Annotated in this window: 21 protein-coding genes and 1 pseudogene; 14 read left to right on the top strand and 8 right to left on the bottom strand. The window is 59.0% G+C overall.

The window, feature by feature from the left end:
• The first annotated feature begins 9 nt into the window (after positions 1-9).
• The 8 genes from D3Y57_RS07520 to D3Y57_RS07490 all read left to right on the top strand — a co-directional run bounded on the left by D3Y57_RS07520 (position 10) and on the right by D3Y57_RS07490 (position 6,020).
• A complete protein-coding gene (locus D3Y57_RS07520; protein WP_121152475.1) occupies positions 10-894 on the top strand; it encodes an ABC transporter permease in 885 nt (294 codons plus the stop codon).
• Positions 891-1,637: an ABC transporter ATP-binding protein gene (locus D3Y57_RS07515; RefSeq protein WP_121152474.1), complete on the top strand. Its 747-nt coding sequence runs from the start codon at positions 891-893 to the stop codon at positions 1,635-1,637. Before D3Y57_RS07520 ends, D3Y57_RS07515 begins: the two co-directional genes overlap by 4 nt.
• Positions 1,634-3,001 carry an LLM class flavin-dependent oxidoreductase gene (locus D3Y57_RS07510; RefSeq protein ID WP_121152473.1) on the top strand — a complete coding sequence of 456 codons (1,368 nt, stop codon included), beginning with the start codon at positions 1,634-1,636 and terminating at the stop codon, positions 2,999-3,001. The genes D3Y57_RS07515 and D3Y57_RS07510 overlap by 4 nt, the downstream gene beginning before the upstream one ends.
• Entirely contained in the window at positions 2,998-3,297 is a 300-nt protein-coding gene (locus tag D3Y57_RS20400; RefSeq protein WP_205590099.1) for a nitroreductase family protein, read from the top strand. The genes D3Y57_RS07510 and D3Y57_RS20400 overlap by 4 nt, the downstream gene beginning before the upstream one ends.
• A gap of 14 nt (positions 3,298-3,311) precedes the next feature.
• Positions 3,312-3,812: a nitroreductase family protein gene (locus D3Y57_RS20395; protein ID WP_205590098.1), complete on the top strand. Its 501-nt coding sequence runs from the start codon at positions 3,312-3,314 to the stop codon at positions 3,810-3,812.
• 73 nt (positions 3,813-3,885) lie between these two features.
• Positions 3,886-4,635 carry an SDR family NAD(P)-dependent oxidoreductase gene (locus D3Y57_RS07500; protein ID WP_121152472.1) on the top strand — a complete coding sequence of 250 codons (750 nt, stop codon included), beginning with the start codon at positions 3,886-3,888 and terminating at the stop codon, positions 4,633-4,635.
• Between the two features lie 279 nt (positions 4,636-4,914).
• On the top strand, positions 4,915-5,205 hold the full coding sequence (locus tag D3Y57_RS20135) for a hypothetical protein (protein ID WP_162987033.1): 291 nt from the start codon (positions 4,915-4,917) through the stop codon (positions 5,203-5,205).
• A complete protein-coding gene (locus tag D3Y57_RS07490) occupies positions 5,202-6,020 on the top strand; it encodes a shikimate 5-dehydrogenase (RefSeq protein ID WP_121152470.1) in 819 nt (272 codons plus the stop codon). The genes D3Y57_RS20135 and D3Y57_RS07490 overlap by 4 nt, the downstream gene beginning before the upstream one ends.
• A 15-nt stretch (positions 6,021-6,035) precedes the next feature.
• Here the strand turns inward: D3Y57_RS07490 and D3Y57_RS07485 are convergent, their stop codons facing one another.
• The gene (locus D3Y57_RS07485) at positions 6,036-6,803 is read right to left on the bottom strand and encodes a class II aldolase/adducin family protein (RefSeq protein WP_121155587.1); all 768 of its coding nucleotides are present in this window, start codon (positions 6,801-6,803) and stop codon (positions 6,036-6,038) included.
• A gap of 113 nt (positions 6,804-6,916) precedes the next feature.
• On the opposite strand from D3Y57_RS07485, the gene D3Y57_RS07480 reads away from it, so the two are divergent.
• Entirely contained in the window at positions 6,917-8,176 is a 1,260-nt protein-coding gene (locus tag D3Y57_RS07480; protein WP_121152469.1) for a DUF2252 family protein, read from the top strand.
• A 24-nt stretch (positions 8,177-8,200) separates the two neighbouring features.
• Here the strand turns inward: D3Y57_RS07480 and D3Y57_RS07475 are convergent, their stop codons facing one another.
• Positions 8,201-9,652 (bottom strand): ATP-binding protein, encoded by a 1,452-nt coding sequence (locus D3Y57_RS07475; RefSeq protein ID WP_121152468.1) that lies wholly within the window; start codon positions 9,650-9,652, stop codon positions 8,201-8,203.
• Between the two features lie 115 nt (positions 9,653-9,767).
• On the opposite strand from D3Y57_RS07475, the gene D3Y57_RS07470 reads away from it, so the two are divergent.
• Positions 9,768-10,628, top strand: a complete 861-nt coding sequence (locus tag D3Y57_RS07470; protein ID WP_121152467.1) for a LysR family transcriptional regulator — start codon at positions 9,768-9,770, stop codon at positions 10,626-10,628.
• A 58-nt stretch (positions 10,629-10,686) separates the two neighbouring features.
• Here D3Y57_RS07470 and D3Y57_RS07465 read toward each other — a convergent pair whose 3' ends face one another.
• A complete protein-coding gene (locus D3Y57_RS07465; RefSeq protein ID WP_121152466.1) occupies positions 10,687-11,580 on the bottom strand; it encodes a LysR substrate-binding domain-containing protein in 894 nt (297 codons plus the stop codon).
• A gap of 152 nt (positions 11,581-11,732) precedes the next feature.
• On the opposite strand from D3Y57_RS07465, the gene D3Y57_RS07460 reads away from it, so the two are divergent.
• Genes D3Y57_RS07460 through D3Y57_RS07450 form a run of 3 tightly spaced genes read left to right on the top strand, consistent with a single transcriptional unit; the run spans position 11,733 to position 17,489 of the window.
• The gene (locus D3Y57_RS07460; protein ID WP_121152465.1) at positions 11,733-14,921 is read left to right on the top strand and encodes an efflux RND transporter permease subunit; all 3,189 of its coding nucleotides are present in this window, start codon (positions 11,733-11,735) and stop codon (positions 14,919-14,921) included.
• On the top strand, positions 14,914-16,068 hold the full coding sequence (locus D3Y57_RS07455) for an efflux RND transporter periplasmic adaptor subunit (RefSeq protein WP_121152464.1): 1,155 nt from the start codon (positions 14,914-14,916) through the stop codon (positions 16,066-16,068). The genes D3Y57_RS07460 and D3Y57_RS07455 overlap by 8 nt, the downstream gene beginning before the upstream one ends.
• On the top strand, positions 16,068-17,489 hold the full coding sequence (locus D3Y57_RS07450) for an efflux transporter outer membrane subunit (RefSeq protein WP_121152463.1): 1,422 nt from the start codon (positions 16,068-16,070) through the stop codon (positions 17,487-17,489). The genes D3Y57_RS07455 and D3Y57_RS07450 overlap by 1 nt, the downstream gene beginning before the upstream one ends.
• A gap of 12 nt (positions 17,490-17,501) precedes the next feature.
• Here the strand turns inward: D3Y57_RS07450 and D3Y57_RS07445 are convergent, their stop codons facing one another.
• The 3 genes from D3Y57_RS07445 to D3Y57_RS20390 are packed head-to-tail and all read right to left on the bottom strand — an operon-like array spanning position 17,502 to position 19,592.
• Positions 17,502-18,623, bottom strand: a complete 1,122-nt coding sequence (locus D3Y57_RS07445) for an alpha-hydroxy acid oxidase (protein WP_239025982.1) — start codon at positions 18,621-18,623, stop codon at positions 17,502-17,504.
• The gene (locus D3Y57_RS07440; RefSeq protein ID WP_121152461.1) at positions 18,620-19,300 is read right to left on the bottom strand and encodes a Fe2+-dependent dioxygenase; all 681 of its coding nucleotides are present in this window, start codon (positions 19,298-19,300) and stop codon (positions 18,620-18,622) included. Before D3Y57_RS07440 ends, D3Y57_RS07445 begins: the two co-directional genes overlap by 4 nt.
• A gap of 52 nt (positions 19,301-19,352) precedes the next feature.
• Positions 19,353-19,592, bottom strand: coding sequence for a hypothetical protein (locus D3Y57_RS20390; protein ID WP_205590097.1), 240 nt, complete (start codon positions 19,590-19,592; stop codon positions 19,353-19,355).
• On the opposite strand from D3Y57_RS20390, the pseudogene D3Y57_RS07430 reads away from it, so the two are divergent.
• Positions 19,585-19,704, top strand: a pseudogene (locus tag D3Y57_RS07430) (transposase); the annotation flags it as partial. The gene D3Y57_RS20390 and the pseudogene D3Y57_RS07430 sit on opposite strands and share 8 nt — an antisense overlap.
• Before the next feature lie 209 nt (positions 19,705-19,913).
• On the opposite strand, the gene D3Y57_RS07425 reads toward D3Y57_RS07430, so the two are convergent.
• Together D3Y57_RS07425 and D3Y57_RS07420 are read right to left on the bottom strand one after the other, a co-directional pair.
• Positions 19,914-22,883, bottom strand: a complete 2,970-nt coding sequence (locus tag D3Y57_RS07425; protein ID WP_205590096.1) for a M14 family zinc carboxypeptidase — start codon at positions 22,881-22,883, stop codon at positions 19,914-19,916.
• A 265-nt stretch (positions 22,884-23,148) separates the two neighbouring features.
• Positions 23,149-25,710 carry a TonB-dependent receptor gene (locus D3Y57_RS07420; protein ID WP_121152460.1) on the bottom strand — a complete coding sequence of 854 codons (2,562 nt, stop codon included), beginning with the start codon at positions 25,708-25,710 and terminating at the stop codon, positions 23,149-23,151.
• Positions 25,711-25,829: the final 119 nt, after the last annotated feature.

The raw sequence follows: 25,829 nt of genomic DNA, 5'->3' as shown, positions 1-25,829 counted from the left end.
AGGATCGCTATGAATGCTCACTCTCAGCCCATTGGCTTTTCAGCCGATCGCGTCACGCCGCTTCCGCTGGGCACGCCCAAGATTTTGCCGCCGATAGTTTTAGCTGACAGTCGTCGGCACCGCAGACTCGGGCTTGATAAGCCGTTGGCGTGGGGTTGGGTGCTGGGGCCGTTGCTCCTCGTCATATATTGGTCGGTTTTTTCACTTACGGGTTACCTTGACGAACGTATCCTGCCTGCGCCCTGGACCGCGCTAACCACGACGGTCGATTTGCTGCGCGAGGGGCGTTTACAGGAAAATCTCGCCATATCGGCATGGCGCGCTGCCCAAGGACTCGCATTCGGCGTGGTGGCCGGCATAGCGCTCGCCCTTGTTTCCGGGCTCAGCCTGCTCGGCGGTTATGTAATCGACGGACTGGTTCAGTTGAAACGCGGCATACCCGTGCTGGCGCTGATCCCGTTCATGATCCTCTGGTTCGGTGTCGGAGAGGCGATGAAGGTCACTGTCATCGCGGTCACTGTATTCGCGCCGATCTATATCCATACGCACAACGCATTGCGGGCGATCGATCTCAAACAAGTCGAACTCGCGGAAACACTGGGCCTTAGCCGGTGGGACTTTATCCGGCATATCATCTTGCCCGGTGCGCTACCAGGGATGCTGCTGGGTTTGCGTTTCGGGGTCACGGCATCCTGGCTGGCGCTTGTCGTGGTCGAACAGCTAAACGCCACCAGCGGGATTGGGTATATGATCACGCTGGCGCGAAATTACGCGCAAACCGATGTAATGCTCGTCGGGCTCGTCGTCTATGCGGTGCTGGGTCTGGCCTCCGATGCTGTGGTCCGCGTCGTTCAGGGCCGGGCGTTGACGTGGCGCAGGACGCTAGGTTCATGACCGTCGTCGTTCGCGTTCGCGATCTCGTGCGGCGATTCACGCAAAAGGGTGTGCTGAACGGGATCGACCTCGACATTCGCCAGGGTGAATTCGTGGCGCTGCTCGGACGCAGCGGATCGGGCAAGAGCACTTTGCTGCGTGCGCTGGCCGATCTTGACCATGAAGCGGTTGGATCGGGAGAGTTGCTGGTGCCCGAGCGGCTGTCGGTCGTGTTTCAGGATGCGCGTCTGCTTCCGTGGAAACGTGTCCTCGATAATGTCATTCTTGGGCTTGATGGACCCGACCGGAGGCATCGCGGGCGCGAGGCGTTGGCCGAGGTGGAGCTTTCCGGGCGAGAGCAGTCATGGCCCTATGAACTGTCGGGAGGGGAGCAGCAGCGTGTCGCTCTGGCGCGATCGCTCGTTCGGAGACCGGCGTTGCTACTGGCGGACGAACCGTTCGGCGCTCTCGATGCGCTGACTCGGATACGTATGCACGTTCTTCTTCGGCGTTTGTCGGCTGCTCATCATCCGGCGGTGTTGCTTGTAACGCACGATGTTGATGAAGCGATCGAACTGGCGGACAGGGTCGTCGTGCTGGACGATGGCCGTATCGTTGCGGATATCACCGTTGGCTTGGCCGCTCCCGGCGTGGAGCGGCGCGAACGGTTTGCCGCGCTCCAGCACGAATTACTGGCTTTGCTGGGTGTCGAGACTGATCCCGAAAACAGCCGCTATTCTTCTAACGAGAGGATTTCTGCATGACCGATAAGTCACGTAAACTTCGCATCGGTGCGTTCCTTCAGGCGACGGGTCATCACGTATCGGCGTGGTTGCATCCAGACGCTCAGGCAGACGCAGGCATGAACCTGCAACATTACAAGGACATCGTGCAGACAGCCGAGCGAGGTAAATTCGATCTCGTATTCGTGGCGGACAGCCCCGGTGGCTATGCGGATTTCAAGGATGAGGCGTCCTTTCGGCAAAATGCCAAGGCGGCGCATTTCGAACCCGTTACGTTGTGGTCAGCCTTGTCGCAGGTCACCCAAAATATCGGTTTTGTCGCAACATCGACGACGACTTACGAAGATCCTTACACGACCGCTCGCAAATTCGCCTCGCTCGACTGGATCAGCGGCGGGCGTGCGGGGTGGAACGTCGTGACGACGGGTGCCGATGTTTCGGCGAACTTCAGCCGGACGGAACACCTCGAACATTCGAAACGCTATGAGCGGGCTGAAGAGTATATCGATGTGGTGAAGGGTCTGTGGGACAGTTACGAGGATGACGCTTTCGTTCGTGATCGCGACGTGGGCGTTTATCTCGATACCGATAAATTCCATCTGCTGAACCATGCCGGATCGAATTTTCAGGTTCGCGGACCGCTAAATATCGGGCGTCCGCCGCAGGGCTATCCGGTTATCGTTCAGGCGGGGGCGTCTGAGCCGGGCAGGGAGCTGGCGGCGCGAACGGCGGAAGTGATCTTTACCGCCAATCTGGTGATCGAAGACGCGCAGGAGTTTTACGGCGATGTGAAATCACGGCTGGCGAAATATGGCCGGCGTCGCGAGGATTTACTGGTGATGCCGGGCATTTTCCCGGTGTTGGGCGGAACCGAAGCAGAGGCCGAAGCCAATTACGAACAGCTTCAATCGCTTGTCCATCCAGAGGTCGCCTGGGGGATATTGCGCCGTCATTATCAGGGGGCCGATCTGTCAGGCTATTCGCTTGACGATATCGCACCGCCGCTGCCGACCGAAACGAATGGCAGCAAAAGTCGCCTGAAACTGGTGACCGATCTGGTCGCGCGGGAAAGGCCGACGTTGCGTCAGCTTTATCGACAGGTTTCAACGGCGAGAGGTCATTTGACCTCGGTTGGCACGCCTGAGCAGATTGCCGATATCATTCAGCGCTGGTTCGAGAACGGGGCGGCCGATGGTTTCAATATCATGCCACCGATCCTGCCAACAGGCATTACCGATTTCGTCGATCAGGTTGTGCCGATCCTTCAGCGGCGCGGTATTTTCCGGGAGGAATATGAGGGCACCACCCTTCGACAGAACCTTGGTTTGCGACGTCCTGAAAACCGATTTGCTGGGCATGTGCCCGATCAGGCGAACAGGGCATGACGTTCCACCGCGCGATCGCCCGTTACCGCAGCGATGATACGCCGAGACCCGTCGCGGCAAACCCCACACTGGATGTAATATTCGATCACCGCTCTGTGCGCGCATTTTTGCCCGAACCTCTGGCGGACGGGCTGGCCGAGACGCTGGTGACCGCTGCTCAGTCGGCGGCATCATCGTCGAACCTTCAGGTCTGGAGTGTTGTTGCCGTCAGAAATCCTGCACGAAAAGCACGGCTCGCTGCTTTGGCCGGGGGCAGAAGCATATTGTCGAAGCGCCCTTATTCCTGGTCTGGCTGATTGACTTCGATCGGTTGACGCAGGTTGGTAAAGCACGGGGGACGACGCCTGATGCCTTGAATTATCTGGAGAGTTTCACGCTCGGGGCTGTCGATACGTCTCTTGCCGCGCAGAATGCTGTGGTTGCACTGGAATCGCTGGGACTAGGGTCGGTTTATATTGGGGGTATCCGCAACAAGCCTGCCGAGGTGGCCGCGGAGCTTGCCTTGTCTGCCCGACAGTTCCCGCTGTTTGGACTCGCGATCGGCAAGCCCGATCCCGTTCGCCCGGCGTCGGTTAAACCGCGACTGCCGCAGGCATCTGTCCTGTTCGAGGAACAATATGCATGGAGCGAAACGCAGGCACAGGCCGTCCGGGACTATGACCGAAGCCTGCGCGCGTTTCAGCGCGAACAGGGGCTCCCCGAGCGTGACTGGAGCGATCAAGCAAGCGATCGCACACGGGGGCCGGATTCTATGGCTGGTCGGGACGTGCTTCGCGACGTGCTCGCCAAATTGAGCTTTCCCCTGTTTTGATGGATATTTCCTGAGCATCGTCCGCGCTACAAGACCATGCCTCTAACACCGCGACTCTGCGCTAGGATTACTTATGCCGAAAACAGCACTTATCACTGGCGCAACATCGGGCATCGGAGAAGCCGCCGTTCATGCGTTTGTCGATGCTGACTGGCGTGTAATCGCAACGGGTCGCAGAGCAGATCGGTTGGATGCGTTAGTGGCGAAGGCCGGAAGCAAGGTCTTCGGTGCCGTATTCGACGTGCGGGACGAGGCTGCGCGCGATGCGGCGTTCGATAATTTACCTGCAGAATTTCAGGGCATCGATCTGCTGGTCAATAACGCCGGCCTTGCGCTCGGTACAAAGCCTGCGGATCAGGCTGACCTCGGTCAGTGGAAGACGATGATCGACACCAACGTCACAGCGCTTGCGTCGATGACATACCGTCTGCTGCCCACTCTGATCGCTCGAAAGGGAGCAATCATAAATATTTCTTCGGTTGCAGCGACTTACCCCTACGCCGGCGGCAATGTTTACGGCGCGACCAAGTCGTTCGTCGAACAATTTTCGCTCGGTTTGCGGTCGGACTTGCATGGCAAGGGTGTGCGGGTGACGTCGATCGAACCCGGCATGGTTGAAACAGAATTCACCATCGTTCGGAACGGTGGCGATCAGCAGGCATCCGATACTCTTTATTCCGGCGCGAAACCGATGACCGCTGAGGACATAGCCGCGACGTTGCTTTGGGTTGCGGAACTACCCGCCCACCTTAACGTCAACCGGCTGGAGATCATGCCGGTTAGCCAGTCGTTTGCCGGTTTTCAGGTTGCTCGGGGTGAGTAAACCCGCTGCCACCGAGTGACTCGGGGACGACTGGAGCAGGTTGCATTGTCTCACTGTCAATGAGATGTCCGATTGTGAATGCTAAGTCAGTCCGAACAAGCGAATTTGAACCTTGAGCAAGCCCGTAATTTGCGTGCTTCGGGCAGCTCGTATCGGGATATTGGCCGTCAGCTCGCGATTACGTCCGGCCAACTCGGCCACATTCGCCGTACGCTGAAGCGCGAAAAAGGGGCGAGGACCAGGCTGCGTTCGGCAAAGCCTAATGCAACGGATCGCGACTTGCCTGTTAGCCAATCTGCCCTTCCGTCAGGTCTGCGACGATTTCTGACTTCCTCGGGCTATCGTACTCTCGGCGATCTGGCGGACAAGCTCGCCGATCCTGATTTTCGAGGACTGGAGTCCATGCCCGGCATCGGTCCTTATCGAGCGCGGCTGGTCAAGGGAGTCCTGGACCAATTCGGCCTGCTTTCCGGTCCCAGCGACTTGCAGGCGGCGATTGAGAAACTGTTTCCCGAACTCGGCCATGCGCCTTTGCCGATACAAGATTTGCAGTCGGAGACTTGTCGATGACTGGCAAACCGCTCGTTGGCCGCGACACGCAGATGTGTATGTCACTTTCGGCAAGACCCGGCAATTTCGGTACGCGGTTTCATAATCGGCTTTATGAACTGACGGGCCTCGATTTTCTGTACAAGTCCTTCTCGACGAACGATTTACCCGCTGCGATCGGCGGTATCCGCGCGCTCGGCATTCGTGGCTGCGCAGTTTCGATGCCGTTCAAAGAGGCGGTGATTGCTCTGCTCGACGGCCTTGCACCATCGGCCGCGGCGATCGACAGCGTCAACACGATCGTGAATGATGACGGCGTACTGATCGGGCACAATACGGATTATGGAGCCGTCGCAAAGCTGATCGTGGGCATCGCGCCCGACACGCCATTCGTGCTGCGTGGGTCGGGCGGCATGGCGAAGGCGGTGGCGGCGGCGCTGCGTGATGCCGGGTTTAGTAATGGCACTATCATCGCCCGCAACGAGGTTACGGGGCAGGCTCTGGCAGATTTATATGGTTTTCGCTGGACCGAGACTGTCGAGAATGGCGCTCCGCTGTTGATCAACGTCACGCCATTGGGGATGAACGGCACCGATGTGGACAGACTCGCGTTTCCGGCCGAAATGATGGCTGTATGCGATGTGGCGTTCGACGTGGTTCAGTATCCGCCCGAAACGCCGTTCCTGCGTGCCGCCGATGTGGCGGGCAAGCGGCGGATTACCGGAGTCGAAATTGCGACACTTCAGGCGCTGGACCAGTTCATACTCTATACTGGCGTGATTCCGACCGAGGGTCAGATAGCAGACGCAGCAGCCTTTGCTCGCGAGCAAAGCTGAATCTGCTTCCTCCAGCTATTCTCGAAACGTCCGGTCCAGTTGGTCTGCCTTGCGTAAAAGGGCAGGCCAGGCGAGTTGCGTTGCCAATGCTCCCATTCCCTTTGGGTTGGATTGTTGCGCAACCTTTCCCTCTACGCCCTGCGGTGGAGTGTTCAGGTTTTCCCGTCCTGCAGACAACATCATTACTTGCGCTTCGCACGCCCGTTCCAGAAAATACAATCTGAGGAAACAGGCACCCACACTATCGCCGACAGTCAGCGTTCCGTGGTTACGCAGGATCATGGCGTTCTTGTCGCCGAGGTCCGCAACCAGTCGCCCGCGTTCGTCCAGATCGGTCGCGATGCCTTCATAGTCGTGATAGGCAACATCGTGCCCGGCGATCATCGAAGTCTGGGTATGTGGCAACAGGCCGAACGACATAGCTGACACGGCCTGCCCATGCGGCGTATGCAGATGCATCACGGCCATCGCGTCATCGCGGGCCATGTGAATTGCCGAATGGATCGTAAATCCTGCCGGGTTTACCGGACTGCTCGCCGGGCCGACAGGCTGCCCCTCGACGTCGATTTTGACCAGCGATGACGCAGTGATCTCATTGAACAGCAGATTATAGGGATTTATCAGAAAATGATGTTCCGGGCCGGGAACTCGGGCGGAAAGATGGGTGAAAATCAAATCGTCCCATTTGTAATGCGCCACGAGCCGATACGCGGCTGCCAGATGGACGCGCGCTTCCCATTCGGACGCATCCATTTCCGGTCGCGCTTTGATGATGGTCGCCATATCTCTCTCCTTATCTGCGTTATAGACCATGATCCGCAGTCGATCGAACATAAATCGAAGGAACGATGTGCCGGATCGTGCGCTCTGTGCATCTCAAGATGGAGAGGTGCTGGATGGCGAGTAGCGCGCGCAAGAAACTGACCGACAGCAAAGTTCGAAGCAGCGAGACTGCGTTCGACTTTACCGAACCTCAGCGTCAGAAGTTGCTCAATCATACGCGCGAGTTGAAAATGGCGCGATCGACCCATGCTTATGTACGGGGCAACACGCGCAAGTTCTACGAATGGCTCGCAGATTCTCCTTCGGCGAAAAATCTGCCCGACGGACCACCGGTATGGATTTGCGGCGACTGCCATGTCGGCAACCTTGGTCCAATCGCCAGCGCCGACGGTTCGATCGACGTCCAGATCCGGGATCTCGATCAGACGACGATCGGTAACCCCGTTCACGATCTTATCCGGCTTGGGTTGTCACTGGCGACTGCCGCGCGTGGTTCCGACCTGCCCGGCGTCACGACCGCCCATATGATCGAAGCGATGGTCGATGGCTATGAACTGGCGTTGGCCGAACCCGAGGTTGAGAATGCCGCAAAGGAACCCAACGTCGTACGTGCGGTCCGTCGCCGCGCGATCGGGCGGCGCTGGCGGCAGCTTGCCCGCGAGCGCATCGAGGACGTTGAGCCTGTCATCCCGCTGAGCAAAAAATACTGGGCGTTGTCGAACGACGAACGCATTGCCCTGACCGAGTTATTCGCTCAGGCTCCGGTTCAGGAAACGATCCTCCGCCTCAACGCCCGCGCCGATGACGATAAGGTGCGGCTGGTCGACGCAGCCTATTGGATGAAGGGGTGCAGCTCACTCGGCAAACTGCGCTATGCAGCGCTTGTGTCGATCGGCGGTTCACGTAAATCGCCCGCACAGCACGCGCTGATTGATCTGAAACAAGCGGTCGAGCCCTTCGCCCCGACATCGCCCGATGCTGACGTGCCGGTCGATCATGGCGAGCGCGTCGTTGCGGGGGCAAAGGCTCTGTCGCCCAATCTCGGTGATCGAATGCTCGCTTGCCATGTACTTGGTAAACCGATGGTTTTGCGCGAGTTGATGCCACAGGATCTGAAGCTTGAGTTCGAACAGTTTTCGAGCAGCCAGGCGACGGTTTCCGCGCGATATCTGGCTCATGTTGTCGGTCGCGCCCATGCGCGCCAGATGAATGCTGCACAGCGCCGCGAATGGATCATCCTTCTGCGCGCCCGGCACGGCGGCGGGATCGATGCGCCACCCTGGCTTTGGCTGAGCGTGGTTGACCTGCTTGCCAGTCATGAGGGAGGCTATCTCGAACATTGTCGCCGCTATGCGCTACGCCCCGTGCCGTAACTGAATCATGCGGCGATTTTTCGCTTAAACCGTCTCGGTCGAACGCGTGGTCCATCCCAGCGCCGGGATTGTGACAGATCGTTTTCCAGCAAGGTCAATGCGGATCACGAACAGATTGCGACTTTCGATATAGTTCATTACCCGACGCGCGCGCCCCAGTGAGCTTGTGCCATAGGTGCGGGCGATATCTTCGTCGGTTGGACATGCTTCGCCCTCGCGAGCGGCGCGCGCGACCAGCAGAAAAGCACCCAGCATATCGTCTGGCAAGTCGGTGGCTGCGTCTATAGCGACCGCCCATTCCTCATCCAGCCCGTCGAATATGCCAGCACGCGCAGCGGCGAGGCGGCGTGCGAAGGCTGACGGGGCGAGGGGCGGTGCCTGCACACCGACCATGCGACACCGAACCTGAAAATCCTGAAACAGGATCGCCGCCGGTCGTGCCGTCGAATATGGATCTTCGACGATCGCACGCAGCACATCGCTGACCAGTTGATTGAGGAGTGCCGGGTCCGGTGCTTCGATTTCAGGAGTCGGGGTGAGGTCGACATGCCCGATCTGATCGAGCACGGTTTCGACCGCAGGCGGCGGAGGGGACGCTTTGACAGGTCGGGGAGGGACCTCATCGAACCCGGCCAGCAGAAACTGTTTCATATCGCCAGCGGGTGCCTGTGGAAGCGGGGAAAGAATTGGGCTTCCGCTGCGCGCCGAAGTTTCGACTGGCCCGATCTTGACCGCAATCGGACGGCGGCAGATGGCGGGACCAAGCGCCAGAAACGAACCACGCTCCAAATCGCGAATGGCCTCGGCCTGACGCCGCTCCATCCCCAATAGGTCGGCGGCGCGGGCCATATCGATGTCGAGGAACGTGCGCCCCATAAGGAAATTGGAAGCCTCCGCCGCGACGTTTTTGGACAGTTTGGCAAGGCGCTGCGTCGCGATGATCCCCGCGAGGCCACGCTTTCGCCCGCGCGACATCAGGTTTGTCATCGCTGACAGCGATGCACGGCGCACTTCTTCGCTCACGTCCGCGCCCGATGCCGGGGCAAATATCTGCGCCTCATCGACGACGACCAGTGCCGGAAACCAGTGCTCGCGCGGCGCATCGAATAGCCCGGACAGGAACGCCGCCGCACATCGCATCTGGCCCTCCATCTCAAGCCCCTCGAGACTGAGAACGACTGATGTGCGGTGTTCACGGCAGCGGCTGGCGAAGCGGAGGACTTCGGGAGCCGAATATTGAACAGCCTCGATCGCGACATGACCATGTGGTCCGGCAAGCGTCACGAAATCGCCTTCGGGATCGATAATGATCTGCTGAACTTGCGAGGCACTGCGTTCTAGCAGGCGGCGGAGAAGATGCGACTTTCCCGACCCCGAATTGCCCTGCACCAACAGTCGCGTGGCCAGCAATTCCTCCAGGTCGATCGGCACCGACTTGCCGGTCCGGTCTTCACCCATGTCTACTTGAAACGTCATTGGGAGCGCATTGCGGGCGCAAGGAGGTGGGGGCAAGAGGCAATGAGATCAGAACAGAGTTATCCACAGAAACCAGTCGCTGGACAGGTGAAAGCTGTCTGCGTATTTGCAGCTAATGGACTGGAGCAAGCTGCAAACCTTCATTGTGCTTGCCCGGTCGGTCAATCTGGAGCGCGCTTCGCGCACTCTTGGTATCGATGGCACGACCGTCAGCCGAAAGATTCGCAGTCTGGAACTCGAACTCGGTCATACCTTGTTCGAGCGGACCCGCGATGGGCAGGTTCTGACCCCCGATGGGCGACGACTGTTTGCCCACGCCGAAATAATGGAGCGAGCAGCACTTGAATTCGAACAGGGTGCTGGAAGCGGTGATGCTGAAAAAGGGCTGGTGCGGGTAAGTGCGGCCGAAGGATTTGGCACGCGGTTTGTTGCTCCCCGCTTGCGCGACTTTGCCCTCGACCATCCAAATATTGCTATCGATCTGTTTGCCAACAGTGGTTTTCTGAACCCGTCGCGAAAAGAAGCCGATATTGCACTCCTTCTTGCCCAGCCGCGCAAAGGTCCGCTGAAAACGCGGCGGCTGACGGACTACGGGCTGGGGCTATATATCGCTGCCGGTCTGGACGATGAGCCGGAAAACGTGGCGCTGATCGGCTATATTCCCGACTTTATCTACGCGCCGGAGCTAAACTATCTCGACGAATTGGCGCTTGGTCGGGAGCCGTCGCTGCGCAGCTCCAGCATTAATGCCCAGCGTGAGATGATTGCGTCGGGCGCGGGCTTTGGCGTGTTGCCGTGCTTTATGGGCGATCCGGACGACAGATTACGGCGCATTTATCCCGAAAAATCGATCAAACGCACTTTTTGGCTGGCCGTCCATCAAGATGTCAGTCTGCTTCCACGCGTGCGGCTGTTTATCGATTGGCTGGTCGCGCTGGCGGGCAAGGAGCAGGATCTGCTCCTGGGCGATGGTTAGGTTTGTATCCCCTGCGAGCGCAGTCGTCTAACCGTGGCGGCGCCGATAACGCCGAAGCCTAAGTGCGCGCTGCCAAAACGAAATCCGCAAAGCGCGCCGCCGCTTTCGATATTCCGCGCCGTCGGATCATCCACAAGCGGCTGATCGCCTCAGGATCGTCGAGTGGCCGAAATATCATGTTATCGGGATGAAGCGCACCGAGCGTCGGTGTGACGACAGTAATCCCGAGACCGGCGGAAACCAGCCCGAGCAACGTGAACGGTCCGGTGACCTCTTGGGTTACTTTCGGTACGTAACCCGCCAGAGCGCATAGCCCTATCAGATGTTCATTGAACCCTACTCCGAAATCGCTGCGATATAGGATAAAATCCTCGTTTCGGAGGTCCGCGATACACGGGTCGGACGACGCGATGGCGAGAGGGTGGTTCGCCAGCATCGCCACGACCAACGGCTCTGCCATCAGCAAGATCGCTTCGAGTCCTTCCGGTACAACCGGCGGATAGACATTGCGGATGAAGGCAATCTCGATCTTTTCGGTCAGCAACCCTTCAATCTGTGCCGTACGAGACATTTCAGTAAGGTTGAGACGCACCGCAGGATAGCTTGCGCGAAATTTCGAAAGTGCCTTCGCCACGACCGTTGTAAATGGCACAGAGGGCATAAAGCCGACGTTTATTTCGCCAAGTTCACCCTTGCCGACTCCGCGAGCCACATCGATTGCATGGTCCGCCTGTTCCAGCGTTTTATAAGCCTCGGCCAAAAATAGCCGGCCTGCTTCGGTGAGTACGACTCGTCTGCTCGTGCGCTCCAGCAACACAACGCCCAGTTGATCCTCCAGCAGGCGGATTTGCTGGCTTAGCGGTGGCTGGGACATTCCAAGCCGTGCCGCAGCGCGCCCGAAGTGCAGCTCCTCTGCTACGTGCACAAAATAGCGGAGATGCCGTAATTCCATCGATCAGGTCGTAATCGATATCGATCGCTATGCAACTCATATTAGACTGCCAATGTTTGATGTTGCATGGCAGCATCTATGATGAGAACATCTTACATGACGTTCGACAACGGTTCCAATGTTGCAACAATCACCGGGCCTCAGCTTAACCAATGATCGGTATCGTAAAGACCGCGCTTCAGCGACCGTTGACGTTCATCGTTATGGCGCTGCTAATCCTGATCGTCGGCATTCTTGCCGCGCTGCGGACGCCCGTGGATATTTTCCCAGAGATCAAGGTTCCGGTGATCGCCGTCGCCTGGAACTATGCAGGTCTTCCACCAGAGGAAATGGCCGGACGCATCATTACACCTTACGAGCGTGTGCTGACGACTACGGTCAATGATATCGAGCATATTGAAAGTCAGTCGCTTCCCGGCATCGGTATCGTCAAAATCTATTTCCAGCCGGGTTCCGATATTCGCACTGCAACGGCGCAAGTTACGTCGGTTTCACAGACTGTGTTGCGCCAGATGCCCCCAGGCGTCACGCCGCCGCTGATCCTGAACTACAGTGCATCCACGGTGCCAATCGTGCAACTTGCGCTGTCAGGAAAGGGGCTTACCGAGCAACAGTTTTTCGACCTTGGCGTCAATCAGATACGCCCGGGGCTCGTCACCGTTCCCGGTGCCGCCATTCCGTATCCATCGGGCGGCCGCCAGCGTCAGATTCAAATAGACATCGATCAGCAGGCGCTGAATTCAAATGGTCTGTCTGCTCAGGATGTTGCCAATGCAATCGCTGCGCAGAACCAGATCAGCCCGGCTGGTTTCGTCAAGATCGGCAGCTTGCAATACAGTGTGAAGCTCAACAACGCCCCGTCGTCGGTTGCCGCGCTAAACGATATTCCAGTAAAGGTCGTGAACGGCGCGACCATCTATATGCGCGATGTTGCCCATGTCCGCGATGGCAGCGGGCCGCAAACCAACGTTGTGCACGTCGATGGCGCGCGATCGGCGCTCCTGACTGTGCTGAAAAATGGGGCGACGTCGACGCTCGCCATCGTACAGGGCGTTAAGGACAAGATTCCCGCGCTTCAGGAGGGGCTACCCGCGTCGTTGAAGATTCTGCCAGTCGGCGATCAATCGTTGTTCGTGAAGGGTGCGGTCGAGGGCGTGGTCAAGGAAGGCGCACTGGCGGCGATTCTGACTTCGCTGATGATCCTCCTGTTCCTCGGTTCGTGGCGCTCTACGATCATCATCGCCGTCTCGATCCCATTGGCCGTATTGTCTGCGGTCGCCGCGCTGGCTGCGTTCGGTCAGACGTTGAACACGATGACACTTGGCGGACTGGCACTCGCGGTCGGTATTCTCGTCGATGACGCGACAGTGACCATCGAGAACATTAACTGGCATCTGGAGCAGGGCAAGGGCGTTATCCATTCAATCCTCGATGGTGCCGCGCAGATCGTGACGCCCGCGTTCGTGTCGCTGCTGTGCATCTGTATCGTGTTCGTACCGATGTTCTTTTTGCCGGGAATCGCAGGTTTTCTGTTCGTGCCGATGGCGCTGGCCGTCGTTTTCGCCATGATCGCGTCGTTCATCCTGTCGCGGACTCTGGTTCCGACGATGGCGATGTATCTGCTTCGGCCCCATACGCCGGGTCATATCCACGAGGCCGGAAGTGCCACATCGCGTAATCCGCTGGTGCGTTTCCAGCGCGGTTTCGAACATCGGTTTGAGAAGTTCCGTGCAGGTTATGGTGGCCTGCTCGAACGCGCGCTGAACGCGCCAAAGCCGTTTGTTATTGGGTTTCTTGTGGTCGTGCTGCTTAGCTTTCTGCTGACGCCATTTCTCGGTCGCAATTTCTTTCCGTCGGTGGACGCAGGCCAGATCGCGATGCACGTCCGGGCACCAGTCGGCTCGCGGCTGGAAAATACTTCGGCGGAATTTCAGCGGATCGAGGCGCGCGTTCGGTCGTTATTGCCGGCGGGTGAGATCGTTTCGATCACCGATAACATTGGTCTGCCGGTTAGCGGCATCAACACGGTTTACAATAATTCCGGCACGATCGGCCCGCAGGATGGCGACATCCTGATCACGCTGAAAAAAGATCATGCACCGACGCCCGACCACATTGCCCTTTTGCGTCGTGAATTGCCCCGTGCTTTCCCGGCTGACACGTTTTCGTTCCTGCCGGCCGATATCACCAGCCAGATCCTGAACTTCGGCGCTCCTGCGCCGATCGACATTCAGGTCAGCGGCAGGGATGCTACGGCCAACGCGACCTATGCGGCAAAAATACTCCGCAATATCCGTTCGATACCTGGCATCGCTGACGCGCGCATTCAGCAATCCTCTTCCTATCCTCAGCTCTCGGTGAACGTCGATCGCTCGCGCATCGGTCAATATAATCTTACCGAGCGTGACGTGACGAACAGTCTCGGTACGACGCTGGCGGGGACGTCGCAGACTGCACCGGTGTTCTTCCTGAATCCTGAGAACGGGGTGTCGTATCCTGTGGTCGGCCAGACCCCGGAATATCAGCTCGGGTCGATCAGCGACTTGTCGAATGTGCCTATATCCGGCGCGGCAGGCGGCCAGTCCCAGGTACTCGGCGGCCTCGCAACCTTCACTCGTTCGAATGCCGCAGCCGTGGTTAGTCATTATAACATCCAGCCAGTCATCGACATTTTTGCAACGCCACAGGGTCGCGATCTTGGTGCGGTCGCTGGGGAGATCAATAGCGTCCTGAAGAAACTCGATCATCAAAAGCCGAAGGGTGTGGCTGTCGATCTGCGCGGCCAGTATGCAACGATGAACACGGCCTTTTCGGGGTTGGGATTTGGCCTGCTCGGCGCGATTGTCCTGATCTATCTGTTGATCGTCGTGAACTTCCAGAGCTGGCTCGATCCGTTCGTGATCATCACAGCGTTACCCGCCGCACTGGCTGGCATTATCTGGACGTTGTTCATCACTGGCACTACCTTGTCAGTGCCTGCGCTTACCGGAGCGATCATGTGCATGGGCGTTGCAACCGCTAACTCGATTCTGGTGGTTAGTTTCGCGCGCGAACGACTGGCCGAACTCGGAAATTCTTATCAGGCCGCGCTCGAGGCTGGCATGGTTCGTTTTCGCCCAGTTCTGATGACCGCGCTTGCCATGATCATCGGAATGTTGCCGATGGCGCTTGGTCTCGGCGATGGCGGCGAACAGAACGCCCCGCTTGGTCGTGCAGTGATCGGTGGCCTTTTCTGTGCCACGATCGCGACGTTGATGTTTGTCCCCGTCGTCTTCAGTTTCGTTCACCGCAAGGGCGTGAAGGCACGGACACCTATGGAACTGGAACTCGCTCATGTCTGATGATCAACCGCCATCTCGCTCGTTGCGCAAGGTTGGTATCGGCGCAGGCATTGTCGCGCTTGCCGTGGTTGCCGTCGGTATCGGGACGCGGGTCCGTGCCGATCATAATCTGGAAACCGTCGCGCAGGACTCTGCGGTGCAGACCGTGACTGTTGTGACACCTGCCACGAATACAGCAGGGCAAGGGCTGACGTTGCCCGGTAATATTCAGGCGTATAACAGTGCGGCCCTTTATGCGCGGACCAACGGGTATGTCCGGCGCTGGCTGGCCGATATCGGCGACCGTGTGGTGGCAGGACAGACGCTGGCGATTATTGATGCGCCCGAAGTCGATCAGCAACTGGCGCAGGCGCAGGCCGATTACCAGACTGCCAGCGCCAACCAGTCGCTTGCGCGGACGACGGCGGTTCGCTGGGACGCGCTGTTGGCGCGCGATGCCGTGTCGAAACAAGAGGCTGACGAAAAGCGTGGGGCATTGGCTGCGAATACCGCGCTGACGAATGCGCAATCGGCCAACGTTCGCCGTTTGCGTGCGTTGAAGGGCTTCACGCAGATTCAAGCACCGTTTGCCGGAGTTGTCACCAGTCGTTCGGCACAGATCGGCGCGCTGGTTGTCGCGGGGACAGCCGCGTCGCAGCCGCTATTCACCGTGTCCGACATCCGCCGCGTGCGAATCTTCGTTCGCATTCCGCAAGGCAGTTCTGGGCAAATCCATCCGGGCATGGAAGCGAAGCTGACCGTTCCCGAATTTCCCGACCGCGTGTTCACAGCAAAGCTGACGCGTTCGGCAGGCGCGGTCGATCCGGCGTCGGGCAGTGTTCTGGTCCAGTTGGAGGCCGATAATAGCGACGGCGCATTGAAGCCCGGTGCTTATGCGCAAATCCGTTTCCCGCTAGCGACATCCAGCGGCATCACGCTGCCCGCCAGCGCGGTCATGGTGCGCGAAACGGGCCCGGTCGTTGCCATCGTCGATGCGCAAAACCGCATCCACCTCCGCCCCGTCACAATCGCGCGCGATGAAGGTGCGATTGTCCAGATCGGTGCGGGGCTGACCGGGCGCGAACGGATTGTCGATACGCCGCCCGATGCCCTTGCCGAGGGCGATCAGGTTCGCGTCGAAAAAGCCGTAGCCAAGGCCGCAAGCTGATGCGGAAGTCGCTATGGCTTCCGCTTCCGCTTGTTGCGGTGGTTTCGGCCTGTTCGATGGCTCCGGCCTATTATGTGCCGACGACGCCCGCGGCGGTGAATTTCAAAGAAGAGAAGGGCTGGGCGGTTGCGACGCCGCTCGATCGCGAGCCACGCGGTGACTGGTGGAAGAGTTTCAACGACCCGTTGCTCAACGATCTGGAAGCGCGATCCGAAGCGGCCAGCCCAACCGTTGCCGCTGCTGTTGCTCGCTATGATCAGGCTGTTGCGCTGGCCGACCGGGCAGGGGCCGAGCGCCTTCCGGAAGTGTCGATCGGACCCTCGATCGCGCGTGAACGCGTTTCGGCCGGGCGACCTCTGTCTTCGGGCAGTAGCGTAACTTACACCGACCGCACGCTGGCGGGCTCGTTCGATTGGGAAATCGACTTATGGGGACGACTGCGTGGTGCCGCTCGTGCCGGTCGCGCCGATGCAGCAGCCAGTGAAGCGGACCTAGCCTCGGTTCGCCTTAGTCTCCACGCCGGCATCGCGGACACATATTTTCGCCTGCGTGGACTTGATGCACAGGCCGATTTGTTGCTTCAGACCAGCAAAGCCTATGCTCGCGCGTTCGAACTGACGGACATCCGCCACAGCGGTGGCATCGCATCGGGGCTGGATACCAGTCGCGCGCAAAGCCAGCTTTCGGATGCGCGGGCGCAACTCGCAACCATTGCGCTCGACCGTGCGAATGCCGAGCACCAACTTGCCGTCCTTGTCGGTGAAACGCCATCGACATTCTCGGTTCCAGCAGCAATTCCCGACATTGAACCCATGCCGATTGCCGCCGGGATTCCTTCCGAACTGCTTCAGCGTCGCCCTGACATTGCCGCCGCCGAACGCCGGGTTGCTGCCGCCAACGAGCGCATCGGCGTCGCCAGGGCAGCGCAGTTTCCGTCGCTAACGCTTGGTTTGTCAGGCGGTTACCAGAGCACCGGCGGCAGTTTGATTTCTGCTGCAAACAGCTTTTGGGCGCTCGGTCCGCTGGCGTTACTGGCACCCGTTTTTGATGGTGGTCGTCGAAAGGCAGACATTCGCCAGTCGCGCGCGGTCTTCGAAGAAACCGCTGCCGATTATCGATCAACAGTCCTGGGCGCGTTTCGTGAAGTCGAAGATGGATTGGCTGCGGCTCATCACCTTGCCGATGCCGAGCGCGAACAGGACGAAGCCGCGCGCGCGTCGGCTCGCACCACAGAGTTGGCTCTCATCCGTTATCGCGACGGCGCTTCGGACTATCTCGAAGTGGTCGTAGCGCAGACCGCATCGTTGCTTGCGCAGCGCACCGTCCTGACGCTCCGCACCCAGCGCCTGCAAACTTCCGTCGCCCTGATCCGCGCTTTGGGTGGTGAGCCGCACGGCCAGTATTCCGCCAATCTGAAATAACGATCGACAGCCTTACCGACCCGAAACGAACAATCGATCGGCCGTAATGTCAGCCAGTGTCGCGCAACCGAGTTGAGCCATGGTAAATTCCAGTTCGGCGCGGAGGATGTGAAGGATATGCGCGACGCCAGCCATGCCAGCGACGGCAAGGCCGTGGAATTGAGGGCGTCCCATCAGGACCGCCGTTGCGCCTGAAGCCAGCGCCTTTGCTACGTCGCTTCCCGATCGGATCCCGCTGTCCAGCAGGATCGGTACGCGCCCGGCCACCGCCTTAACGATTGACGACATTACATCGAGCGGAGAGGGCGCGCCATCAAGCGACCTGCCGCCGTGGTTCGATACGATGATGCCGTCCGCGCCATGTTCGATTGCCAGACGTGCATCTTCGGCGGCGAGTATACCCTTCACCAGCAAGGGCAGTTTCGTCAGGCTCCGAAGCCACGCCAGATCCTCCCAGCGCGGTGCGACATTGAGGAGCGGCGTACCGAACAATATGTTGCCACCGGGCGTCGTCGTGTGCGTACGGCGTGGCATCCCACGCAGATTGGCCGCATCGACGCCCTCTGGCAGCACGAAGGTCGATCGCTTGATTGATGTGTCGACGGTCAGCACGATCGCTTCATATCCGGCAACCTCGGCACGTCGCACCAGTTCGGCACTCCATTCGCGTTCTTCCTGAAGGTAAAGCTGGAACCATAGGGAAGCCGGCGCGATGCCGAACCCGGCTGCGGTCTGTTGTCCAATCGTTGCGATATCTTCGAGCGTGAGACTGGAGAGCGTGCTGACGATCATTGGCGTGTCGAGCGCCATTGCTGCGCGGACGGTCTCGCCTTCGCCACTCGCATGGGCAATTTTCTGATAGGCTAGCGGTGCGAGTAAGATCGGCGATGAGAGCTGCCTGCCGAACAGGTCAAGCGCGGTGTTGCCTCCGCGCAGGTCGGTCAGAACGCGCGGCAAAAGGCGCACTTTGTCGAAAGCGGTGCGATTGGCGGTGAGCGTCACTTCCCTGTCCGCTCCGCCCTGAATATGCCGCCACGCATCGGCGGGCAGCAGCGCCTCTGCGTGTCGCTCGTAATCAGCGAGATTATGAATATCAGCCGGGATCGCGGTCGGGGCGGAAGCCGGTGGGATCACGTCTCCGACCACTGGCGCAGCAGATTGTGGTAAACACTGGTCAGCCCGTCGATCGAGGAATGTCCGGGGTGATCGGCGGACAAGGTTTGAATGGCGAGGTCGAGGTCCAACAACGTGCGGCGCTGTTGTTCGTCGCGGATCATGCTTTGCGTCCAAAAGAACGCGGCAAATCGGACGCCCGATGTCACCGGCGTAACGTGGTGCAGGCTGTTGCCCGGATATACGATTAGGTGCCCGGCGGGCAGTTTCACCCGACGTTCCCCGAATGGTTCTTCGATGACCAGTTCGCCGCCTTCATAGTCTTCCGGGTCGCTGAGGAACAGCGTCGATGAAATGTCGCTGCGAACGTGAAGTGCGGTGCCGGGGATGGGGAAAATGCCGCTATCGACGTGACTGCCATAGGCGGCGCTGTTTTCGTAGCGGTTGAATCGGGGGTGCAGCACGCGCAACGGGAGAGCTGAGGCAATAAACAAGGGCGTGCGACCAAGCCGGTCGAGGATCAGGTCGCCGATCTGCTTTGCCGTTGGATCGTTGAGAGCGAGTTGTTCATTGCTTTTAACCCGCGTCGCCTGATGACCGGCAGTGCGGCGGCCATCCTCCCACGATGCCTCCTGAAGCGAGCGACGCACGTCGGCGACTTCTTGCGCAGATAGCAGATCGGGGATCTGAAGCAGCATGTGGCATTTTCCTGTGTCGGACGCAGAGTCGGCCCGATGGGCACGGTCGCCCCTATATCAGCCCGGCGCGCAAGCACAAAAACCAGGTGCGCACATCGGGCTTGGTATGAACCTGATGCTCGATCGGTATCGTTCGCAACGGCAGTCGGCTTCCCGTGAACAGGCTTGGACCAATGCTACCGTGCCGGGCCAGTCGGATAAGAGGTGGCTCGGCAAAACTGAACAGAGCGATAAGTAGAATTCCTGCCTGTTCGCGACGAGTATAGTCGCGAACAGGAGAAAGGATGAGCAAGAGACTCCGCCGGAATCACAGCTCAACCTTTAAGGCAAAGGTCGCGCTGGCGTCGGTGAAGAGCGAAAGGACGCTGGCGGATTTGGCGCAGCAATTTGACGTTTATCCCAATGGTTCCGACCTTTGAGGTTTGGTTTAGCCACTTGCTCATTAGCACGCGCGGCATGCCCTTGTAGCCGAGCCGCTCGTAGAACTGCACAACCGTTGTGTCCTCTCGGGAACCATAAGCGGCGCCTTCGCCCCCCGTCGCTTTCGAAGCCAATGTTCTCTGGCATCAACCATTGAGCGGCCTATGCCTTGGACCCGCTCGGCCAGTTTCGGTTAGGGCGCGGGCGTGCCGGGGCTGCCCAGGCTCAGATGATCCCAGTTGAGGATGGTGTTGAAGCCCAGCATATAGCTGCCCTGCGTCTGCCAACGCCAGAAGGGCCGCAGCGCGAACAGCACCATATGCCCCTTGCCGCTCGGCAGATCGACCACCAGCGGCTTACTGGTGAGTGCGTCGCCGCCGCTCAGCATACCGCTGAGCAGGATGTCGTTCGCCTTCGCAGGAAAGCTCATAACCACGCGCGGCAATTGGGTCTGCGCCGCGCCACTCGCACGCGATGCAGGTTCGGCCGATCCGAACGGAGACGGATCGACCGTAGATGCAGGAGCAGCCGACGCCGGTGCTGCTGATGCACCCGGCCACGCCGAAATCGGGGCCGGCCCCACATTAGGTGTGATGTTCTGCGCCAATCGGGTTCCGGGACCGTTAGGATCGAAATAGCCCATGCCGGAGCCGCCACGCGCGATGTTGAGCACCGGCGATTGCGAGAAGTAGATCGGCAACTGCTTGGCACCATAACCATAAACGATCGGGCTCGCCTGGTCGGTAATCATGCCGCGCATGATCGCGCCCTTGCTATAGAGCTCGCTCGGCTGGCTGACGGTGACGCCCTGGGCAACGCCAAAGGACGACAGCATCTCGACCGTCGAACCGTCGGCAAGCAGGGTGCCGCCAGCTTTGACGAAGCGGCCGATTGCTTCGAGCCCGTCGCCGCCGACGCCGCCACGGATATCGTCGGCTGAATCGAGCTGGCCGAGATGTGGGGTCAGCGCAGTCTTCTTGTAGGGGATCGGGTCGGTGCCGTTCATCGCCACGCCGACGAACTGCTCACGCGCGCTGTTGGCGACGGTCGGATAGATCAGCACATCATATTTGGCGCGCAGATTGAGCTTCTTCAGCGTGGTGTCGGCGAAATAATCATAGGGGATGCCATAATGGTCGAGCGCGGCGCGCCACCAGCCCTCATCCTGCGTGCGCAGCCAGCTATGGACATAGCCGATCCGTGGAACTGTAAGCGTGTGGCTGGCTACCGCCGGTGCTGCCGCCACCGCTTGGCCCTCTAGGCCCAGCGCCTCGGCGACACTGGCAACTGCGGCACGGTTAGCATTGGGCAGTATGAAGCTACCTGCAGCATAAGAATGGCCGTCGATCTCGAACGGCGCTTCCGCTGCCAGCATCTTCGTGCCCTTGAGCCGGAAGCGCAGCGCTACCAGCGCATTGTCGCCGTTATGGTTAAATACGATCGTCGAGCCGATGCCGGTTACGCCGCCGCGCGGTGCGATTTCGCCAGTCACCGGGGTAAGCGGCTGACTGAACACTGCGGCATCCTTGATCGTCTTCATCTCGACATTGTGCATGTACTGCATTGTCCAGCCGGTATCGTCATAAGGCCGTGGATTGCTAACCGGGTAATTCTGCACGCTCAGATACATGTCGAGCAGCGTGCGATATGGCTGATCGGCGCGGATCACATAGTCGCCCGCCGCCACCTTGACGCCGCCCGCAGTGAAATCCTGGCTGGCGGTGGCAATCTCTATGCCCTGCTTGCGTAGCATCTCGAGCATGTCGGCGGCATTGTGCGGCGCATGTTGCTTCGCCGGAACGACCCAGGCGTTGATCGCGCCGGTGCGGCCCACTTCGACCGCGTTGCGGCTCTTGGTCCAGTAATTCTCAAGATAGAGCGCGCGGTCGGTGGCGACCCGGTTCAACGCGAACAGCAGCGCCGATTCCTGGATATTGGTGTTGTTGCGCGGTGCCCAGTCGATCGACGGCAGCGGCGGATTGGGACGATACCATTCCTTGCTGGTGACAGACGGTGCCAGCTTTAACCCTTTCTGGATATCGGGGCCGTAGCTCTGCACTTCATAGAAGCGACCGAAGCTGTTGTGGGTATGCGCGATCCAAAACAGATAGTTCGGTACCCAGCCGTCATAGAAACCGTAAGTAAATACACCGGGCACGTTGCGCTTGGTCATCTCCATGACTTCAGTCTCGGCGAGCAGCCACCACTCGTTCGTCTGGATAGGGTCCAGCGAAGGGTTGTAGGGGCCTGTGCCGGTCGAGGTGTAGAGATAGGACTGCGCCTCGTGCAGATCGTGCATCACCGTCGGATGCCATTCGAGGATTTCGTTGGTGATAGCCTGCGTAAGCTTTAGATATTGGCCGAGCCCGTCGCGGTTGTTGTCGTGAGCAACATATTTTCCCCAATAGACCAGCGGTGGCTTGGGCTTGCCGGTTTTCTTGCCGTAATAATAAGTATCGACGATCTTTTCACGCCCATCGACCTCGATTACCGGAGTGATGAAGGTTATCATATTGTCGCGGATGTTGCGGATGAACGGCGTATCCTCGACCGCCAGACGATAAGCGAGTTCGATCAACATCTCGGGACCGCCGGTCTCAGGCGAGTGATTGCCGCTCGTCACCCAGTAGATCGGCTTGGCGGTCTTGATGATCTCGGCCGCCTGGGTCGCGTTGGTGCGGCGGGGATCGCTCAGTGCGGCGAGTTGGGCCTTATAGTCGTCGAGTTTCGCCAGCGTCGCTTCGTCGGCGATTGCGAGAACCACCTGTTCGCGCCCCTCTTCCGAGGTGCCGAGGGTCATATATTTGACTCGCTTCGAAGTGCGCGCAAGCTCGCGATAATAGCGGGCGATATCGGCGGCATAGGTCAACTCACCCGGCGTTCCCGGAATGCGACCGAAGAATTTGAGCGGCGACGGTACTGTATCCGACAACGGCATATGATCGACCAGTTCGGTGGTGAATCGCTTGTCGATCAAATATTTGTCGATCAGTCTGCCATATTCGGCGTCCTGCGGTTGGGTGAGCGGTGCCAGACCCGAGGGGACGATGGAGGTGGCTGCCGGCGCGGCGGGAGCCGGAGCCTGCACTTGAGCCTGCGCCGGCAATCCGGAGAGTATGGTCGCGGCAAGCGCAGCGGCCTGAATGGAAATACGAAACCTCATCGGAAACCCCTTTTTAGAAACATGCTATTTGGTAGCCGCCCTCGAATAGAGCGCGTCGACGGAGAACTTCTCCACCGTTGAAAGGCTGCACAGCCAGAATCCGAGCTTCGGATCGCGGCGTGGAGAGCCGGTAGGGAACATGACATCCATTGCGCGGGTCCGGCCCGCGCAATGGACAGCCGCGATCATGAAAGCTGCTGTGAGCAACGATGCACAAAACGCGCCATTGTCATGCTTGGTCCTTCCTCAAAACCGGCTCCAATTCCTAGAACCGAGTCCTGGCGCTGAGACCGATCACCCTCGGCGGGCTGGAGGTAACGTAAACGCTGGGATAGGTTACGCCGCCAGATACGAATGGTGAGAGCGTGGAACTGGTGGCGCTCGTCGATTTGCTCACCGCACCGATCACGTCGAACAGATTGTTGGCGAAGGCGTAGATGCCCCAGTTCTCGCCCTTCTCCAGTCCAACTCGCAGGCCGACCGTAGCGAAGCCGGGCAAGCGCATGCCGCCGGGAGTCACGTTGGCGGCCGTATGATCGAATACGGTCCAGGATGCGCTGCGATAGCTGATGTCACCGTGGTAGAAGATCGAGAGATCGTTTCCGATTGGCTGGGTGTAGTCAGCCGATCCCTGCAACGTCCACTTTGGCGAGTAAGGCACCGTATTGCCCTTCCGGCCGATACCGGTGAGAACGGCGCAATCGACATAAGGCGGGCTACCGGTGCACAGGTTGATACCGGCTGGAAGCGAGACGTCATCCTGCAGCTTGGCCGAAGTGTAGCTGCCCGAAGCGCGCAAAGTGAGCCCTTCCATTGGATACAGCGTACTGTCTGCCTCGATGCCACGGATCCGGATCTTGCTCGGCGTATTGGTTATGAAGCTGAACGCGCTCTGATAGGATGCCGACATCTGCACGTTGCTCCAGTCCATCTGGAACGCGTCGATGTTGAAGACCAGCTTGCGATTGAACCAAGAGCTCTTCACGCCGCCTTCGTAGTTCCACAGCTTGTCGGACTCGTAGGTTGATGCATAGCTGGGCAGCCCGAGCGTCTGGTTGACGCCCCCCGGGCGATAACCCTGAGCCGCCAGACCATAAACCATCAGATTCCGCGTGAACTTGTAGCTCGCGTTGAATTTGAGCAGCTTGCCGTTTTCTTTGCCCTTTAGCTCTGAATAGGGCGACCGCGTATTGCCGGCCACATAGTTGGGAATGAGCGTCTCGGCGCCGGTGATCTTCTTATATTCGAAGTATCGAATACCTGTGGTCAGGCTCAGCTTTTCGTTAACGTCCCAGGTCAGCTCGCCAAAACCGGCAATCTGCTTGAGCGTGTCATTGATCCGGCGATCCAGCTGTGTTGTCGAGTTAAAGCCATATGGATTGGCAGAATACCCGTTCGGGTAAACCTGGAATCCCGTCACCGGATCGACCGTGTTCAGCAAGCTTTGGGTGTAGTTTTGGCGCTTGCTGTGAAAGAAACCGATCGTCCATTTCAGCGGATGCTGTGCATCGGCAATCCGGATTTCCTGTGTATCGGTCTTGGTCGACTGAGGCTGATACGCCGTCAGCACGCCCCAGTTCGTGACGAACCGCTGATATTCATCCGCCGAGCAGGAATTCAATCCTGAAACGAGCCCTCGATTACAATCGGCTGCGAAATTGGCATAGCCGGGAACCTTCGATGCCGGGGTCTTGCCGGTATAGTATCGCGAGAAATAAGGTGAGTAGTCGAAGTTGATGTCTAATGAACGCTTTGAGTGCGAAGCAATCGCGGTCAATGTTGCAAAGTCCATGTCCCAGTTAACCGTACCACTATACAGTTCGAACGCGTCCTTCTGCGGAGTTCTAATTCGCAGATCCTGGTCGTACCTATCACCGGTGACCTCAGACTTGGCCAGATTCCAGGTAGGGTTGAACCCGCGCCGGTTCTGATACACGGCCATCCCGTCGATCGTCAGCCTTTCGGTCGGTCGAAAGCGCGCCAGCAAGCGGCCGCCATAGCTACGGTTGCGGTTGAAATCGTTCACGCCCAGTACGCTGTTGTCAACGAAGCCTGCCGTATGGTCCCAGAAACCGACGGCCCGAACGGCTAGCACGTTTTCGATGACCGGCAGGTTGACCATGCCGTCCACGCTCGTGCCAACGCTGCCGCTGCCATGGCTGACGTCGGTTAACTGACCGTTGAGCGCGCCTTCGACTTTACCCAGATTGGGCTTGGCGAAGATCAGGCGGATCGTGCCGCCCATCGAACTCGCGCCGTAGAGCGTGCCTTGTGGGCCGCGCAGAACTTCAGCGCGCTCTACGTCGAATAGACGGATGCTCGGCTGTGTTCCGCCGGCATCATTGCTAACGCCGCTCGTGCCGGTAATCGGAGTTTCGTCATAATAGAGGCCGACCAGCGGTTCGCCCGCCGCATAAAGGTTGCGGATGATGACGCGGCTACCGCCATTTGCGTTCTCGTTAATGACCAGATTCGGCGCGGTGCGAGTCAGTTGAGCCGAATCCGTGATGCCCTGAGCAGTCAGCGAAGCGGCGCTTACTGCCGAAATAGAGATCGGCGTCTGCTGGATGCTTGTCGCGCGCTTAAGCGCTGTCACCACGATCTCGGAATCGTCGGTAGGTCCGTTAGAGGTCGATCCGTTCTGAACGTCGGGTGGCGACGTTTCTGTGGTGGCCTGCGCGTGCAGAGCGGTTGACGCCGCCAGCAGTGAAACGCCCAGCAGAATGCGAGCCGTCAAGCGGCTTCGTGTAGTCTGGAAAATCATAACCCGTTTACCCCCAATTACGGCGGGCGTTACGCCCGCACGTTCACCATCGGCAATGCGCACAGCGCCGCCTTCACTTCTGTCTTGTTCCCCGTGCGAGAGCGGTCTTCCGTCGCTTGCCGATCGTTGAATTGGAAACGAAATCGCCTAATAAAGCAATGCCAATTTGCGCGTCATTTCAT

This window comes from Sphingomonas paeninsulae (genome assembly GCF_003660165.1).
Taxonomy (GTDB): domain Bacteria; phylum Pseudomonadota; class Alphaproteobacteria; order Sphingomonadales; family Sphingomonadaceae; genus Sphingomonas_O; species Sphingomonas_O paeninsulae.
Note: the sequence above shows the minus strand (reverse complement) of the source record. Positions and strands in the feature narration are given on the sequence as shown.